This window comes from Actinomadura flavalba DSM 45200 (assembly GCF_000374305.1).
Taxonomy (GTDB): domain Bacteria; phylum Actinomycetota; class Actinomycetes; order Streptosporangiales; family Streptosporangiaceae; genus Spirillospora; species Spirillospora flavalba.
In genome coordinates this window covers 1,656,299-1,671,364 of record NZ_KB894093.1, presented here as the reverse complement: position 1 = coordinate 1,671,364, position 15,066 = coordinate 1,656,299, and the positions used below count along the sequence as shown (strand labels likewise).

Sequence of the window (15,066 nt, the reverse complement as noted above, 5' to 3'; positions counted from 1 at the left end):
TGGGGACGGGAGGCCGGGTGGGTTCGTGGTCGGGAGAGCAGCTAAGAAGCCCTAGGCACAGTTCACGGGGAGCAGGAGCATGGACAGCAAGCTGACGTTGAAGAGCAGGGACGCGATGTCGGTCGCGATCCGGCGCGCGGCGACCGAGGGGCACCCGGAGATCGAGCCCGCGCATCTGCTGGCCGCGTTGCTCGCCCAGCCGGACGGCACGACGGTCCCGCTGCTGGAGGCCGTCGGCGCCGACCCGGCCGCGATGCGGCGCGCCGTCGAAGAACAGCTCGCGCGGCTGCCGAAGGCGAGCGGTTCGACGGTCCCCGAGCCGCGCATCTCCGGCCGGTTGCAGCGCGTCCTCGCGACGGCGCAGCACCGCGCCGAGGAACTTCAGGACGAGTACGTCTCCACCGAGCACCTGCTCGTCGGCCTCGCCGCCGACGGCGGGCCCGTCGCGACGCTGCTCGCCGACGCGGGCGCCACCCCGCAGGCCCTGCTGGACGCGTTCGAGAAGGTGCGCGGGGGCGGAGGGCGCGTCACGTCGGAGAACCCCGAGGACACCTACCAGTCGCTGGAGAAGTACGGCGTCGACCTCACCGCGCTGGCCCGCGAAGGCGGCCTCGACCCCGTCATCGGCCGCGACTCGGAGATCCGCCGCGTCGTGCAGGTCCTGTCGCGGCGCACCAAGAACAACCCGGTGCTGATCGGGGAGCCCGGCGTCGGCAAAACGGCCGTCGTCGAGGGCCTGGCGCAGCGGATCGTCGCCGGAGACGTGCCCGAGTCGCTGCGCGGCAAGCGGCTCGTCTCCCTCGACCTCGGCGCGATGGTCGCCGGAGCGAAGTACCGGGGCGAGTTCGAGGAGCGGCTGAAGGCCGTCCTCACCGAGATCAAGGAGAGCGACGGGCAGGTCGTCACGTTCATCGACGAGCTGCACACCGTCGTCGGCGCGGGCAACGCCGAGGGCTCCATGGACGCCGGCAACATGCTGAAGCCGATGCTGGCGCGCGGCGAGCTGCGGATGATCGGCGCGACCACGCTGGACGAGTTCCGCGAGCGCATCGAGAAGGACCCGGCCCTCGAACGCCGCTTCCAGCAGGTTTTCGTCGGCGAACCCACCGTCGAGGACTCGATCGCCATCCTGCGCGGGCTCAAGGGCCGCTACGAGGCGCACCACAAGGTGCAGATCAACGACTCGGCGCTCGTCGCCGCCGCGACCCTGTCCGACCGGTACATCACGGCCCGGTTCCTGCCCGACAAGGCGATCGACCTGGTGGACGAGGCCGCGTCCCGGCTCCGCATGGAGATCGACTCGCGTCCGGTCGAGATCGACCAGCTCCAGCGGCAGGTCGACCGGCTCACGATGGAGGAGCTGGCGCTCGCCAAGGAGACCGACGAGGCGTCCAAGCAGCGCCTGGAACGGCTCCGCCGCGACCTGGCCGACAAGCAGGAGTCGCTGAACGCGCTCGTCGCCCGCTGGGACCGGGAGAAGGCCGGGCTGAACCGCGTCGGCGGCATCAAGGAGCGCATCGACCAGCTCCGGGGCGAGGCCGAGCGCGCGCAGCGCGACGGCGACCTGGAGACGTCGGCGCGGCTGACCTACGGGGAGATCCCGCAGCTTGAAAAGCAGCTTGAGGAGGCGTCCGAGCAGGCCGAGAACCGTGACGCGATGGTGAAGGAGGAGGTCGGCCCGGACGACGTCGCCGACGTCGTCGCGTCCTGGACGGGCATCCCGGCGGGCCGCCTGCTGGAGGGCGAGACCGCCAAGCTGCTGCGCATGGAGGACGAGCTGGGCCACCGCCTCATCGGCCAGCCCGCGGCGGTGCAGGCCGTGTCGGACGCGGTGCGCCGCGCCCGCGCCGGCGTCGCCGACCCGGACCGTCCGACCGGCTCGTTCCTGTTCCTCGGCCCGACCGGCGTCGGCAAGACCGAGCTGGCCAAGGCGCTCGCGGAGTTCCTGTTCGACGACGAGCGCGCCATGACCCGCATCGACATGAGCGAGTACTCCGAGAAGCACGCGGTGGCGCGGCTCGTCGGCGCCCCGCCCGGTTATGTCGGCTATGAGGAGGGCGGGCAGCTCACCGAGGCGGTGCGGCGGCGGCCGTACTCGGTCGTCCTGCTGGACGAGGTGGAGAAGGCCCATCCGGAGGTCTTCGACATCCTGCTCCAGGTGCTGGACGACGGCCGCCTCACCGACGGCCAGGGCCGCACGGTCGACTTCCGGAACACGATCCTGATCCTGACGTCGAACATCGGCTCGCAGTTCCTGGTCGACCCGGCCCTGGAGAACGGCGCCAAGCGGGAGGCCGTGCTGGGCGCGGTTCGCACCGCGTTCAAGCCCGAGTTCCTGAACCGGCTCGACGACGTCATCCTCTTCGACGCCCTGTCCACCGACGAACTCACCCGCATCGTCGACCTCCAGGTCGACCTGCTGGCCCGCCGCCTCGCCGACCGCCAGCTCACGCTGACGGTCACCCCGGCGGCGCGCGAGTGGCTGGCCCTCACCGGCTATGACCCGCTCTACGGCGCCCGCCCGCTCCGCCGCCTGGTCCAGACGGCCATCGGTGACCAACTGGCCCGCGAACTCCTCGCCGGGGAGATCCGCGACGGCAACGAGGTCGTCGTGGACCTGGACGAGGCGGCCGACCGCCTCACGGTCCGCCCGGGCGAAACCCTGTCCCTCTCCAAGTGACCCCACTCGGGCTGGGAACGACCTCCGAGGACGCTCCCGGCCCGGGCCGATTCCGCACCGAAACGAGGAAATGCCCTTGATCGGGCGCCCCGGCACGTCGCATCCGGCACAGCGCCGACGCCGCGACCGCGCGGAGGGGCTGCTGGAGCCGGTGGGGCCCGCCCCGATCTGCGGATGCGCACGGGGCCGCTGGCGCGGATCACCGAGGCGGTCGTCCGGACAGTGCGCCTGCCGGGGTGTCTCCCCCGGCGCGGAGCGACCTGCGCTTCTCGGCTCGGCCGCACGCGGGCCCCGGACCGGTCAGGGAGTTCGGGGCCCAAGAAGTACCGGGTCGTCTGGCAGGACTACGACACCGGCGCGCCCGCGCGGCGGGGCGATCGTCCAGGTCGGGTGGTGAACGCTCGGCGCGAGCACTACGAGGCGCAGCTCGTCGGCCCGGAGCGCGCCTCGGAATGCCCGCGTCCCCGGCGTCGGTGGTGTGGGCGTCGGTCGGGCGGGGGGCTGCTGGAGCGGGGGCGAGTCCGCTAGCGTGCGCGGATGACGTCCATTGAAGATCGTCGGTTGCCCGAGGCGCTCGCCGAGGTGGGGGCGGTGCTGTCGCGGGTGGGCGGGGGCGGAGGGATCGACTTCGAGCCGTTTCCCGAGTTCCTGTCCGGGGCGCAGACGACCGAGTGGATTCGGGCGTGGACGGGGAACGCGACCCTGTCCGGGGACGACTTCCGCGTGTTCGGGCAGGACGGTTCAGGCGGATACGCGGCGTTCTGGCTCGTGCGGAACGGGCGCCCGCTGGACGATCAGCCGGTGGTCTTCCTCGGGTCGGAGGGCGAGACCGGCGTGGTCGCCCGCGACCTCGGGGACTTCCTGTGGCTCCTGGCCGGTGGCCTCGGCCCGTTGGAGGCCGCCGAGCCCTACACGGCCGAGCGCGTCGGCGTCCCGAACCCGGACCTGACGGCGACGGCGGAACGCTTCGCCCCCGACCGCCACCGCCTCCCCGCCGAGATCGTCCTCCTGGCCGCCGAGGAGTTCCCCCACTTCACCGCCACCATCGACGGCCTCTGCCGCTTCGACTGACCCCGCAACATCGAGCGTCACCGGTAGGCCCGGCCGACGCCGGGCAGGGTCAGTGGTGGGTGCGGGCGGCCAGGTGGTCGAACGGTCCGTCCAGGGGTGGTGCCACGGTGCCTGATATGGCCGCTGCGACGGCCACGGTGATGATCAGCATCCGCTTTCTCATGGTGCGCCCTCTCGTTCGCTGAACGATCTCCACGCTAGGTGGCGGGGCGCGGCGCGGACACCGGCCTGGCTCCCCGGTCCGGGGTGGGGAGATCCCCACCCCGGACGCGGGGGTTCAGCGTCCGGCGAACGCCGCGAGGGCCGTCGAGATCGGTTCCGGACGTCCGTCGTTCTGCACCGGCGACGCCGTCAGGACGTCGATGTGCTGGTAGCCGGGCGCGATGACGTCGCCGGGCTGCGGGTCGCGGGCGCCGAGCCCGTCGCCGCCCTGGAGGTTCAGCGTCGGGTTGGCGGTGATGCCGCCGGGATGGACGGCTCCGGGCGCGACGCGCAGCGTGATGTCGGTGATGAGGCGGGTCGGGAAGTAGTCCTCGGTGAAGTCGAGGGGATGTTCGGCGAGGCTGCGGGCCAGTTGCGCGATGTCGGTGACCTCTTTGGCGGGCGTGGTGAACGGTTTCCCGTCGGCGGCGTTCGGCACGCCGGACAGTTCGTCGTAGTTCTGCCAGCCGTACAGCGGCCCGTTCGGGCGGTCCGGAATGGCCTTCCGCTCGGTGCCGAGGAAGGCGGCCAGGCCGCCGTTCCCGGAGACGACGAGGTCGTTCGGCGCGGGGAAGGACTTGTCCGCGATCGGCCCGCCGGTGAAGAACCCGACGCTGGACTGGAGGAACGCGAGGGGCTGGGAGTTGTCGTCCAGCAGGCCGCCGAGCGCGGCGTTGTTGGTGAACTTGAAGTCCTTCACCGTCGGTGAGCCGGTCACGAACGTCGGATAGTCCTTGGAGAACAGCAGCCGGTAGGTGGAGTCGGTGTTGAAGCTCGCCGGAATGTAGGTCGCGAGGTCGGAGAGGCCGGTCGGCGCGGCGTGCGCGGCGAGCCCGGCGATGGCGAGCAGGTTCATCGTCTCGGGGTTGATGAGCGCGGGCCCGCCGAGCGCGCGCGGGATGACGCCCGCCTCCAATCCGGCCTGGACGACGGCCGGCCCGAACTGGGTCGCGGGTACCGCGTTCACGGCGAGCTGTTCGTCACCGACGGGGATTCCGGCCCGGATGCGGGTGTCGAGCGCGAAGTAGCCGCCGCACTGCTCGTATCCGGCGTCGGCGGTGGTGGCGGGGTTGCCGTCGAAGTCCGAGAGGGCGAAGAACCCGGTGATGGAACCGCCGAGCGAATGGCCGCCGCACAGCACTTTCTGCTTGCGCAGTTTCTGGCCGGGCAGTTCGGCGGCGAGCAGGTCGTACTGGTCGCGGAGCGTCTGTTCCAGCCCGACGTGCTGGAGGAACTTCACCTGGTCGTTGGTGCGGTACCCGGAGAACGCGCGTCCGTTCACCGGCTTCTTCCGGTAGTAGTAGTCGACGGCGACATGGGAGTCCTTCGCGGCGACTCCGGCGAGAACTCCGGCATTGTCCTCCAGGCAGTTCGAGCGCCGGTCGAGCGCCCAGAACTCGATGTGCCTCCCGCTCTTCGCCGCCGCCGCGACGGTGTTGCGCGCGACGCCGTCGAACGCCCCGGCGCCTTCGAGGATGCCGGGCTGCGCGACGAGCACCCGGTGCGCTTTCGCCGATTCGGCGGGGCCGTCCTCGTGCCGGTACCGCAGGTAGGAGAGCCAGTCGCACTCCGGCGGCCGCGCGCCCGCCGCCTTCGGCAGCGGGATCTTGACCCGGACGACGCTCTCCCGCACCTCGCTCACCGGCGACGACGACGTCACCGCCGTCTCGCTCCGCTCCGCCGCCATCGCGGCGGGCGCCGCGACCACCGACAGGCCGAGCACGAGCGCACCCGGGATCGTCCAACGCCGCATCACGCCTCCTCGCCCCGAGATCGACCGTCCGCTCCGGCAGCATGGACGCGATCCCGCCGGGGCGATACTCACCCGGACACACACTTGTGCCCCGGCCCGGACGATTCGCCAGGCTCGCCTACAGTGGTCCGGTCCGGGAATCGAACCCCGCGACACATGGACGGAACGGTCCCCCATCCGCTAGAGAGGCGGACTATGACCGCATTGGTACTGGGGCCCCTCCTCCGGCACGCCGGTGAGCACACGGCGACGGTCTGGGTGGAGACGGCGGAGCCCTGCGAAGTCCGCGTGCACAACGTGGAACAGGGGCTCGACGCCCGCGCCCGGACGTTCACCGTCCACGGCCACCACTACGCGCTGGTCGAGGTGACGGGCCTGCCCACGGGCGCGCGCGTCCCCTACGAGGTCACGCTGGACGGCGAGACCGTCTGGCCGACGCCCGGCTGCCCGTTCCCGCGCAGCGCGATCCGCACGATCGACCCGGCGAACCCGGTCCGGCTGTCGTTCGGGTCGTGCCGCCGCTCCCCGGGCACCGTCGAGGACTACGGCTACGACTCGCTGGCCGCGTTCGCGCACCGCCTCGCCGAGGACCCGGACGGCCCGTGGCCGGACGCGCTCCTCATGGTCGGCGACCAGGTGTACGCCGACGAGCTGGGCGACGAGATGCGCGACTACATCCACGCCCGGCGCCCGGAGGGCGGCGAGCCCGAGGACGAGCTGGCCGACTACGAGGACTACACGCACCTGTACGAGCTGGCGTGGCGGGAGGTGTCCGTCCGCTGGCTCATGTCGACGGTGCCCACGTTCGCGATCTTCGACGATCACGACATCCGCGACGACTGGAACACCTCGTACACGTGGCGGAAGCAGATGTGGGAGCTGCCGTGGTGGCGCGACCGCATCGTCGGCGGCATCGCGTCGTACTGGGTGTACCAGCATCTCGGGAATCTCAGTCCTGAGGATCGCGCGGCCGATCCCGTCTACAAGGCGGTGCGGGAGGCGTCCGACGCGGGCGGCGACGGCGGCGCCCTGCTGGACGAGTTCGCCGAGCGGGCCGACAAGGAGCCCGCCACGACGCGCTGGAGCTACGCGCACGACTGGGGCAACACACGTCTCGTCGTGGTGGACAGCCGGTGTTCGCGGCTGCTCACCGCCGACCGGCGCGGGATGCTCGACGACGACGAGTTCGCCTGGCTGGACGGACGGCTGCGCGGCGGCATGGACCACCTGCTCGTCGCGAGTTCGCTGCCGTACCTGCTGGCGCCGGGCATCCACCACGCGGAGGCGTGGAACGAGGCCGTCGCGGGCGGCGCGTGGGGGCGGACGGCGGCGAAGTACGGCGAGAAGCTGCGGCAGGCCGCCGACCTGGAGCACTGGGCGGCGTTCGGCGAGTCGTTCCGGGAGGTGGCCCGCGACGTCGTGGAGGTGGGCCGCGGGGAGCGGGGTCCGGCGCCCGCCAGCATCACGTTCCTGTCCGGCGACGTGCACTACTCCTATGTCGCCCGTGTCACCGCACCGGATACGACGTCCCGGATCGCGCAGGTCGTCTGCTCGCCGCTGCGCAACCCGCTCCCGGCGCAGTTCCGGTTCGCGCAGCGTCTCGGCACGTCCCGCGCCCTGGCGCGCGTCCCCCGCGCGCTCGCGCGCCTGGCGAAGGTCCCGGTACCGCCGCTGCGCTGGCGCCTCACCGACGGCCCCTGGTTCGACAACGCCGTCGCCACCATCGAACTCACCGGCCGCAAGGGCACCGTCCGCTGGGACTCCCCCGTCTCCGAGACGACGATGCGCAAGGTAGCCCAAATCAACCTGACGGACTAACGAAGAGCACCCCGCACGGGTCAGGGCCGCGTCGCGCCAGAGGGCAAGATCATCCGGAGCGAAGTGAGGATGATCTTGCCCTCTGGCGCGACGCCAAAAGGGCCCTGCCCCCCCGCCGCGCCGGAGGCGCGGCAAACAAGCAGGTGGGCCCGTCCCGCCCCCACGCGGGGCGGGCCCACCCGTGTGAGCGCCGTCCGTCCCGCCCCCTCCAGCTTTTCGGGACGGACGGCGCGCTCTAGGACTCCAGGAGGGCCAGGGCCGTCGTGGAGTTGGCGGGGAGCCGCTGGACGCGGATGAGGAAGCGTTCGCTCTCGAACAGCGGCTCGGGACGGGGGTCGTCGGCGTCGGCGAGGGTGCGGCCGAGCAGGTCGCGGAGCGCGCGGACGTCATCGTCGAGCCGGGAACCGGCGGCGCCGAGGACGGCGGCGCGCGCCGGGTCGACCATGGCGAGCGTCTCGCCGCGCCGGAACACCTCCCGCAGGTCGTGCGCGACGACGATGGCGCGAGCGAGCCGCCGCCACGGCTCGGGCCCCCCGGTGAGGTCGACGAGGACGAGCGCGTGTCCGGGCGCGGCGCCCGCGCGGTACACCTCGGCGAGGCGGCTGCGCAGGTAGGCGGCCGAGAGCAGCCCGGTCAGCGGGTCCTCGCAGGTGTCGGTGGGCGCTCCGGACAGGCCCGCCTCCGCCCATCCCTCGGCGGCGCAGCGGACGAGGGACAGCGGCGGGTCGGGCCAGCGCAGTTCGGCGAACAGGGCGCCGAGGTCGTCGAGCGTCTGGCCGAGCCCGACTCCGGCGCGTCCGCGCGCCGCGCCGAGCCGCGCGCAGGCTTCAGCGAGTCCGGGCGCGCCGCAGGCCGCCGTCACGACGGTCTCCACGGCGGGCGTCCACCAGTCGCCGGGCAGCGACCAGCCGCCCGCGGCGCTGCGTTCGCGCCACCGTTCGCGCAGGTCGTCCGGGCCCGCGACGGGCCGTCGTTCATGCCACACGTTCGCTGTCACGCCGTCGTTCTCCGCTCGTTCCCCCGGGCCCCCGGTGGCCCGCCCACCTCTCCCACGGAGCACTGACGGAGTCATGACGCGACTCGCCTGTCGATTTCCCGCGACACTCGGTGGTCAAAGAACTACAGTATGCGGTCAAACCCCGCTTACCACCGGTGAACACACGCAAGGAGACGCATGGGTGAGAACGCGCCCGGCCCGGCCCTGGCAGAGCCCAGCGACGCGCTGCTCATCGCCCGCATCCGCGGCGGCGACCCGTCCGCCTACGGCACGCTCTACGAACGGCACTACGCCGCCGCCCGTTCCCTGGCCGGGCATCTCATCACGGGCGACGCCGCCGACGACGCCGTCCAGGAGGCGTTCGCCAAGATCCTCGACGTGCTGCGGCGCGGCGGCGGGCCGCGCGCCGACTTCCGGCCGTACCTGCTGACGGCCGTCCGCCGCACCGTCTACGACCGGTACCGGGGGGACCGCCGGCTCCAGCCGACCGCCGAGATGGAGGACTACGACCCCGGGCGCCCGTTCGAGGACACGATGGTGGAGGGCCTGGAGCGGTCGATGATCGTCCGGGCGTACCGGTCGCTGCCCGAGCGGTGGCGGGCGGTGCTGTGGCACACCGAGATCGAGGGTTCCCGGCCCGCCGACGTCGCGCCGATGCTCGGCATGACGCCCAACGGCGTCGCCGCGCTCGCCTACCGGGCCCGCGAGGGGCTGCGCCAGGCGTACCTCCAGATGCACCTGGCCGACCCGGCGGCGCCGCTGCCGGGCGGGGTCGCCGCGCCGCCCGCCGAGGCCGCGTGCCGGTACGCGCTGGAGCGGCTGGGCGCGCACGCGCGCGGCGGGCTGTCCAAGCGGGAGGCGCGGGCCGTCAACGCGCATCTGGACGAGTGCGATCGCTGCGCCGCGATCTACGGTGAGCTGACGGAGTTCGCGACGGCGATGCGCGAGGGGCTGGGCCCGCTCGTGCTCGGCGGCGCGAGCGTCGCGTATCTGGCGGTGGCGGGCAAGTCCGGCTTGGCCGGGGGCGGGCTGATCGGCTGGTTCCGGCATCTGCCCAAGCGGCAGCAGCAGGCGCTGGGCGGCGGGTCGGCGGTCGCGGCGGGGCTCGCCGCGGTCGCGATGGCGATGGCGCTGACGTCGGGCGGCGAGCCGCTGCGTCCGGCGCCGGAGCCGCCGCCCGCCGCGCAGCCGGGCGCCAAGCCGCGCCCGCAGCCCGCGCCGCCGCCCGCGCGTCCGCCCGCGGCGCCGAAGCCCGCGCCGCCGGGCGCTCCGCTGCCCGCGCCCGCCGATCCGGCGCGTCCGGCGGCGCCTCCGGCCGAATCGCCGTCACCGTCGCCGCCACCGGACGCGCGGGTCACCGCCGCCATCGGCACGGTCGGGGCGCTGCTGCGCGACCGGCCCGGCATCGTCGTCATGACGGTCCGCAACGAGGGCGCGGGACGCACCGAAGACCTCGTCGCCGACGTGGACCTGCCGCCCGGCGTCGACTACGACGGCGCCGTCACCGGACGCCGGAGCGCGCTGTTCGCGCCCGGCCGCGCGCCCGGCGACGGCTGGACGTGCCGTCCGCGCGGCGCCGCCGTCCGCTGCACCCGCGCGCCCGTCGCGCCCGGCGGCAGCACGGCCGCGTACCTGCGGGTGCTCGTCGGGTCGTCGGCGCCGATCGGCACGCCGCCCCGGCTGACGCTGCGCGGCGGCGGGGCCGCGCTGTCGGCGCGCGCCGAGCAGGGCGTCGCCGCCGACGGGATGCCCGCCCGGTTCGCCGTGGACGGCAACGTGCGGACCGTCGAGACCGGCAACGCGCTGCTGAGCTGCCCCGAGCGCGCGCCCCGCTGCGCCGCCGCCATGCGGCGCGAACGGGGCAGTCGTGACAACGACTTCTGGCCGATGGCGCCGGTCGACCGCGACGACGATCCGTCCACCCGGTCGTCCAGCGCGGCGCGGCTGCCGATCCGCTCCGGCGCGGACGTGCTGTGGGCGGGGCTGTACTGGTCCGGCGGCGACACCGGCGCGCCCGTGACGGCGCGGCTGCGCGGGCCCGGCGCCGCCGCGTACACGACGGTGCGCGCCGCCGACGTCGGCCGCGCCCGGCTGCCCGACTACCCCGTCTACCAGGCGTTCGCCGACGTCACGTCGCTGGTGAAGGCGCGCGGCGGGGGCACGTGGTGGGGCGCGGACGTGCCCTCGCTGCGCGGTCCCGGGCGGTACGCCGGATGGTCGCTGGTCGTCGTCGTGCGGGACGCGGGCGCCCCCTACCGGCAGGCGATGGTGCTCGACGGCGTCCGCGCGTTCGGCCCGCACGGCGCGGGAACGCACACGGTGCCGCTGAACGGGCTGCTGACGGCTGCGCGTCCGGCCCGGCTCGGCCTGGTCACCTGGGAGGGCGACGCCGACCTGCCCGGCGACACCGTCGCCCTGTCGGGACGGCGTCTCACGCCCGAGGGCGGCGACCGCGATCCCGGCAACGTCTTCGACGGCTCGTGTCCGTATTCAATGGGCACCAAACTCACCTTCGGGATAGATGTCGATACCTTTTCCGCGGTGCTCGCGCGGCGCCCCGTCCTCACCCTCACCACGCGCAACGACGCCCTCCTCACGGGGGTCATCACGGTCACGGCTCCGCTGCGGAGCTGAAAGCGCGCTGAAGGTCCGCTGAGGAACGCGAGTGCGCAGGCCGCGGCGGTCCCGGCGTCCGCGCCGTGCTCCGCCGGTGAACGCGCTGATCGCGACGTACGTAACGGTGCATAAAACCCGGACGCAAGGGGTCGCGCCCGGACGATCCCCGTGAAAGAGTGGCGAATCGCCGTACCGGCCTGCGTGGGTATCGGGCTTCACTACGCTAAAGACGCCCGGGGTCCACACGGCCCACGTCCCCGAGCTAGGAAGGGCGGACCCGTACCCCATGGCCACCCTCGCCCGTCCGGGCCGACCGGGCGACCCCGCGCTGAGGAAAGGCGGTGTCGCATGGATCGCTGCGCGCTGTTCGTAGACGCCGGCTACCTGCTCGCCGACGGATCGATGGCGGTGCACGGCACCCGCCACCGTGAGACCGTCTCCTGGGACTTCGGCGGCCTGCTGCAACTCCTCGGCAACCTCGCCCGCGAACGCACCGGCATCCCGCTGCTGCGCTGCTACTGGTACGAGGCCACCGTCGAGGGCCGCCGCGCCCCCGAACACGAGGCCCTCGCCGACCTGCCCGGCCTCAAGCTGCGCCTCGGCCGCATCCGGCCCGGCCGCCGCGAGGGCGTCGACGGCGAGATCCACCGCGACCTCATGACGCTCGCCCGCAACGGCGCGCTCGCCGACGCCGTCGTCGTCTCCGGCGACGAGGACCTCGCCCAGGTCGTCGCCGACGCCCAGGACCTCGGCGTCCGCGTCACGATCGTGCACGTCGCCGTCGACGGCAACTGGACGATCTCGCGCGTGCTGCGGCAGGAGTGCGACGACCTCATCGAGATCGGGTCCGGGCATCTGCGGCCGTACGTGAACCTGCTGAGCGGCGTGGAGAGCCCGTCGTCGGCGACGTCCAGCGGGGCGTCCGCGCTGCCCGCCGGGCCGCTGTCGAACGGGCACGGGGCCAACGGGTCCGGGGGCGCGCTGGGGTCGCTGCACGCGCCGTCGCACTCCGCGTCGCACACGGCGCCGCCGCCCGCGACGCCGATCACGCCGCCGTCCCCCGCGCCCTCGCCGTCGTCCGCGTCGTCGGGGGCGTCGTCGTACGGGGGGACGTCCTACGGTTCGTCGCCTTCGTACGGTTCGTCGTCTTACGGGTCGTCCACGCAGAGCACCGTGCACGCCGCGCCGACGCCCGCGCCCGCACCGCCCGCGCAGCAGAGCACGCACTCGACCGGGCCGCAGTACCTGCCGCCGCAGCCGCCGCCCGCCGCGCCGCAGCACAGCCCGTACACGGGCCCGCAGCAGATCGCGCCGCTGCCCGTGCAGCAGCAGAGCACCCCGACGCTGGCCGACGCGGTGAAGGCCGCGCACAACGAGGGGCAGGACTTCGGCGAGTCCGTCGCGCGGGACGCGCCCGCGCTGTGGCTGGAGGCCGTCCTGGCCCGCAAGCCGCGGATGCCGTCCGACCTGGAGGCGCGGCTGCTCCAGGGGTCGTCGCTGCCGATCGACTTCCTGCTGCACGACGAGGTCCGGCACGCGCTGCGCCGGGGATTCTGGGACGCGCTCGAACGTTCCCGCAGGTGACGGGGCTGTCCGGCACCGTGTACGTGTAGATGATTCACGATCATCCGTGATTCGCCCGCTTCGTTAGCCGACCGGCGGGTAGCGTTGAAGCGTGACGCATGTGACGGAAGACGATCTCGACGATCTGGAGTTCGACACCCTGCGCACGGGCGATCACATCTCGGCGGCACGGCGTCTATCCGAGCTGGCCGAGTCGGTCTCCGGCGGGGTGTCGCGCGCGAACGTGCTGCTGCGCGCGGGTGAGCAGTGGCAGCACGCGGGCGACCACGACCGCGCCGCCGCCCTGTACCGCCGCGCCGTCGAGGACGGCGGCGAGACCTACGGCGACCCGCGCGCCTACCTGGCCGACGCGCTCTTCGAGCTGGGCCACGCCGACGAGGCCCGCACCCTCATCGCCCAGATCCGCGCCGACTCCCCGCGCGACCCCGAGGTCTACCGCGCCGTCGCCGAAGTCCTGTACGCCCAGGGCGACACCGCCGGCTGCCACGACTGGTCCACCCAGGGCGCCGACGTCATCCTCGCCCTCCGCGACCGCGGCCCCGTCCCCACCGAGAACGTCGACCCCGACGACCTGGCCCTGGCCGAAGACTCCCTGGAGGCCCTCCTCCGCCTCCGCTACCGAGCCCGCCTAGACCTGGGCCACCCAGAAGACTCCTACGACGAACTCCTGGACGACCTCCTCAAAAACGCCTGACCCTCGCCCTCAGAGGGCTTTCAGGAGGTCGGTGAGGGATTCGGCCGGGGTCGTCGGTGGGGTTGGTTCTCGGGTGGGCCAGCCTCGGAGGCGGGATTCGCGGAGGGTTCGTTCCAGGCGGGCGGCCTGGCTGGTGGCCGGGTCGGCCAGGCGGGACGCGTGGGTGCGGAGGTAGCCGCAGGGGGCGTCGGGCCAGTCCGGCGGGACGGCGACCGCGTCGGGGTGGTCGTGGTCGGACGCGGGGCCGGGGAGGGCCGCGTCGACGAAGACGTACGCGCCGACCGCGCGGTGCGCCGCCCGCTGCGCGCGGGCCAGCGCGGGCAGCAGCGGCCCCGCGTCGCCGTGGCCGACGAGGACGAGCGGCGGCTCCGGCGCCGTCGCCGCGACGATCAGCGAGGCGCGGGCGACATAGTGCGGCCCCGTGCCGTCCGGGACGGTCGGCGCGACGACGTCGAACCCGTGCGCGCGCAGCGCCTCGGGAAGGTCGCCCCAGACGGCGGACGACGCGAGCGGCGCGTGCAGCAGGACGAGCGTGCCCGGAGTCACGCCGCAACCGTACACGCCGCGTGCGCGTCCGCACGCGGGGGTGAATAGGGTTCCCGATGTGAGCGAACGTGATGAGCTGCTGGCCGCCATCAAGGACAAGGCCGTCGTGCACGGCGACGTCGTGCTGTCGTCGGGGCGTACCGCGTCCTACTACGTCGATCTGCGCCGCGTGACGCTGGACGGCGCCGTCGCGCCGCTCGTCGGACGCGTCATGCTCGACGCCACCGCCGACCTCGGCTACGACGCCGTCGGCGGCCTGACCCTCGGCGCCGACCCGGTCGCGGCCGCGATGCTGCACGCGGCGGCGGCGCGCGGCCGGACGCTGGACGCGTTCGTCGTCCGCAAGGCGGGCAAGGCGCACGGCCTCCAGCGCCGCATCGAGGGCCCGGAGGTGAAGGGCCGCCGCGTGCTGGCCGTCGAGGACACCTCGACGACGGGCGGCTCGGTGCTGACGGCCGTGGAGGCACTGCGGGAGGCGGGCGCGGACGTGGTGGCCGTCGCGACGATCCTGGAGCGCGGCGCCGCCGACCGCATCGCGGCCGAGGGCCTGGAGTACCGCCACCCGTACACGGTGGCCGACCTGGGCCTCGGCTAGCCCGTCACTTCTCCGGCACGAACCAGGTGCCGCGCTGCCCGCCGGCCCGTTCCTCGACCTTGCCGTAGATCGTGACGCGGACGGCCCCGGCGTCGTTGGCGACGACGTTCAGCGGCGCCTGGTCGTACTGGCGTCCCTCGCCGGCGTAGAGCGTGCCGCGGAACACGACGTCGTTGCTGCCCGGCACGGTGATCGTGACGAGCGTCGAGCCGCCGACGGCCTGGATGACCAGCGGCGTCGCGGCGGTGGACGTGGGCCGTTCGGACGATCCGCCGGTGGAGGTGGGCGTGGGCGACTGCGCTCCCGGCGGCCCCTGCGTATCGGACGAGGTCAGCGCGTTGACCAGCGCCAGCCCGCCGACGACGAGCAGCGCTAAGGCCAGTGCCACGGCGATAACCGCGATCAGGATGCGCGCGAGACCCCTGGGGTCCGACCGATGACGTCCCACATGGGGAGGTTAGCGATAAGTCTCACGTGCCGGGGACTCCCGGCGGTCACGGGCGGGCATCGT

Annotated in this window: 11 protein-coding genes; 7 read left to right on the top strand and 4 right to left on the bottom strand. The window is 73.6% G+C overall.

Features of this window, described 5'->3' with window-relative positions; genetic code table 11:
• The first annotated feature begins 79 nt into the window (after positions 1 to 79).
• A complete protein-coding gene (gene clpB, locus C229_RS0107645; RefSeq protein ID WP_018654484.1) occupies positions 80 to 2,680 on the top strand; it encodes an ATP-dependent chaperone ClpB in 2,601 nt (866 codons plus the stop codon).
• A gap of 537 nt (positions 2,681 to 3,217) precedes the next feature.
• Positions 3,218 to 3,751 carry an SMI1/KNR4 family protein gene (locus tag C229_RS0107640; RefSeq protein ID WP_033423945.1) on the top strand — a complete coding sequence of 178 codons (534 nt, stop codon included), beginning with the start codon at positions 3,218 to 3,220 and terminating at the stop codon, positions 3,749 to 3,751.
• Between the two features lie 277 nt (positions 3,752 to 4,028).
• On the opposite strand, the gene C229_RS0107635 is transcribed toward C229_RS0107640, so the two are convergent.
• Entirely contained in the window at positions 4,029 to 5,705 is a 1,677-nt protein-coding gene (locus C229_RS0107635; protein ID WP_018654482.1) for a hypothetical protein, read from the bottom strand.
• 195 nt (positions 5,706 to 5,900) lie between these two features.
• Between C229_RS0107635 and C229_RS0107630 the strand changes: the two genes are divergently transcribed.
• A complete protein-coding gene (locus tag C229_RS0107630) occupies positions 5,901 to 7,523 on the top strand; it encodes an alkaline phosphatase D family protein (protein ID WP_026313547.1) in 1,623 nt (540 codons plus the stop codon).
• 235 nt (positions 7,524 to 7,758) lie between these two features.
• Here the strand turns inward: C229_RS0107630 and C229_RS29855 are convergent, their stop codons facing one another.
• Entirely contained in the window at positions 7,759 to 8,520 is a 762-nt protein-coding gene (locus C229_RS29855; RefSeq protein WP_051108880.1) for a hypothetical protein, read from the bottom strand.
• Positions 8,521 to 8,697: 177 nt separating this feature from the next.
• Between C229_RS29855 and C229_RS32680 the strand changes: the two genes are divergently transcribed.
• The 3 genes from C229_RS32680 (at position 8,698) to C229_RS0107610 (ending at position 13,414) form a co-directional block, all read left to right on the top strand.
• A complete protein-coding gene (locus tag C229_RS32680) occupies positions 8,698 to 11,154 on the top strand; it encodes a sigma-70 family RNA polymerase sigma factor (RefSeq protein WP_051108879.1) in 2,457 nt (818 codons plus the stop codon).
• 330 nt (positions 11,155 to 11,484) lie between these two features.
• Positions 11,485 to 12,720, top strand: a complete 1,236-nt coding sequence (locus C229_RS0107615; RefSeq protein WP_018654479.1) for an NYN domain-containing protein — start codon at positions 11,485 to 11,487, stop codon at positions 12,718 to 12,720.
• A gap of 91 nt (positions 12,721 to 12,811) precedes the next feature.
• Positions 12,812 to 13,414, top strand: coding sequence for a tetratricopeptide repeat protein (locus C229_RS0107610; protein WP_026313545.1), 603 nt, complete (start codon positions 12,812 to 12,814; stop codon positions 13,412 to 13,414).
• A 9-nt stretch (positions 13,415 to 13,423) separates the two neighbouring features.
• Here the strand turns inward: C229_RS0107610 and C229_RS0107605 are convergent, their stop codons facing one another.
• A complete protein-coding gene (locus tag C229_RS0107605; RefSeq protein WP_018654477.1) occupies positions 13,424 to 13,960 on the bottom strand; it encodes a hypothetical protein in 537 nt (178 codons plus the stop codon).
• A gap of 58 nt (positions 13,961 to 14,018) precedes the next feature.
• Between C229_RS0107605 and pyrE the strand changes: the two genes are divergently transcribed.
• The gene (pyrE, locus tag C229_RS0107600; RefSeq protein ID WP_018654476.1) at positions 14,019 to 14,555 is read left to right on the top strand and encodes an orotate phosphoribosyltransferase; all 537 of its coding nucleotides are present in this window, start codon (positions 14,019 to 14,021) and stop codon (positions 14,553 to 14,555) included.
• Positions 14,556 to 14,559: 4 nt separating this feature from the next.
• On the opposite strand, the gene C229_RS0107595 is transcribed toward pyrE, so the two are convergent.
• A complete protein-coding gene (locus C229_RS0107595) occupies positions 14,560 to 14,943 on the bottom strand; it encodes a hypothetical protein (protein WP_018654475.1) in 384 nt (127 codons plus the stop codon).
• Between the last annotated feature and the right edge of the window lie 123 nt (positions 14,944 to 15,066).

Coding starts and splice junctions, on each gene's coding strand:
- C229_RS0107615 (WP_018654479.1), top strand. CDS start 11,485: ATGGATCGCTGCGCGCTGTTCGTAGACGCCGGCTACCTGCTCGCCGAC.
- C229_RS0107640 (WP_033423945.1), top strand. CDS start 3,218: ATGACGTCCATTGAAGATCGTCGGTTGCCCGAGGCGCTCGCCGAGGTG.
- C229_RS0107635 (WP_018654482.1), bottom strand. CDS start 5,705: ATGCGGCGTTGGACGATCCCGGGTGCGCTCGTGCTCGGCCTGTCGGTG.
- clpB (WP_018654484.1), top strand. CDS start 80: ATGGACAGCAAGCTGACGTTGAAGAGCAGGGACGCGATGTCGGTCGCG.
- C229_RS32680 (WP_051108879.1), top strand. CDS start 8,698: ATGGGTGAGAACGCGCCCGGCCCGGCCCTGGCAGAGCCCAGCGACGCG.
- C229_RS0107630 (WP_026313547.1), top strand. CDS start 5,901: ATGACCGCATTGGTACTGGGGCCCCTCCTCCGGCACGCCGGTGAGCAC.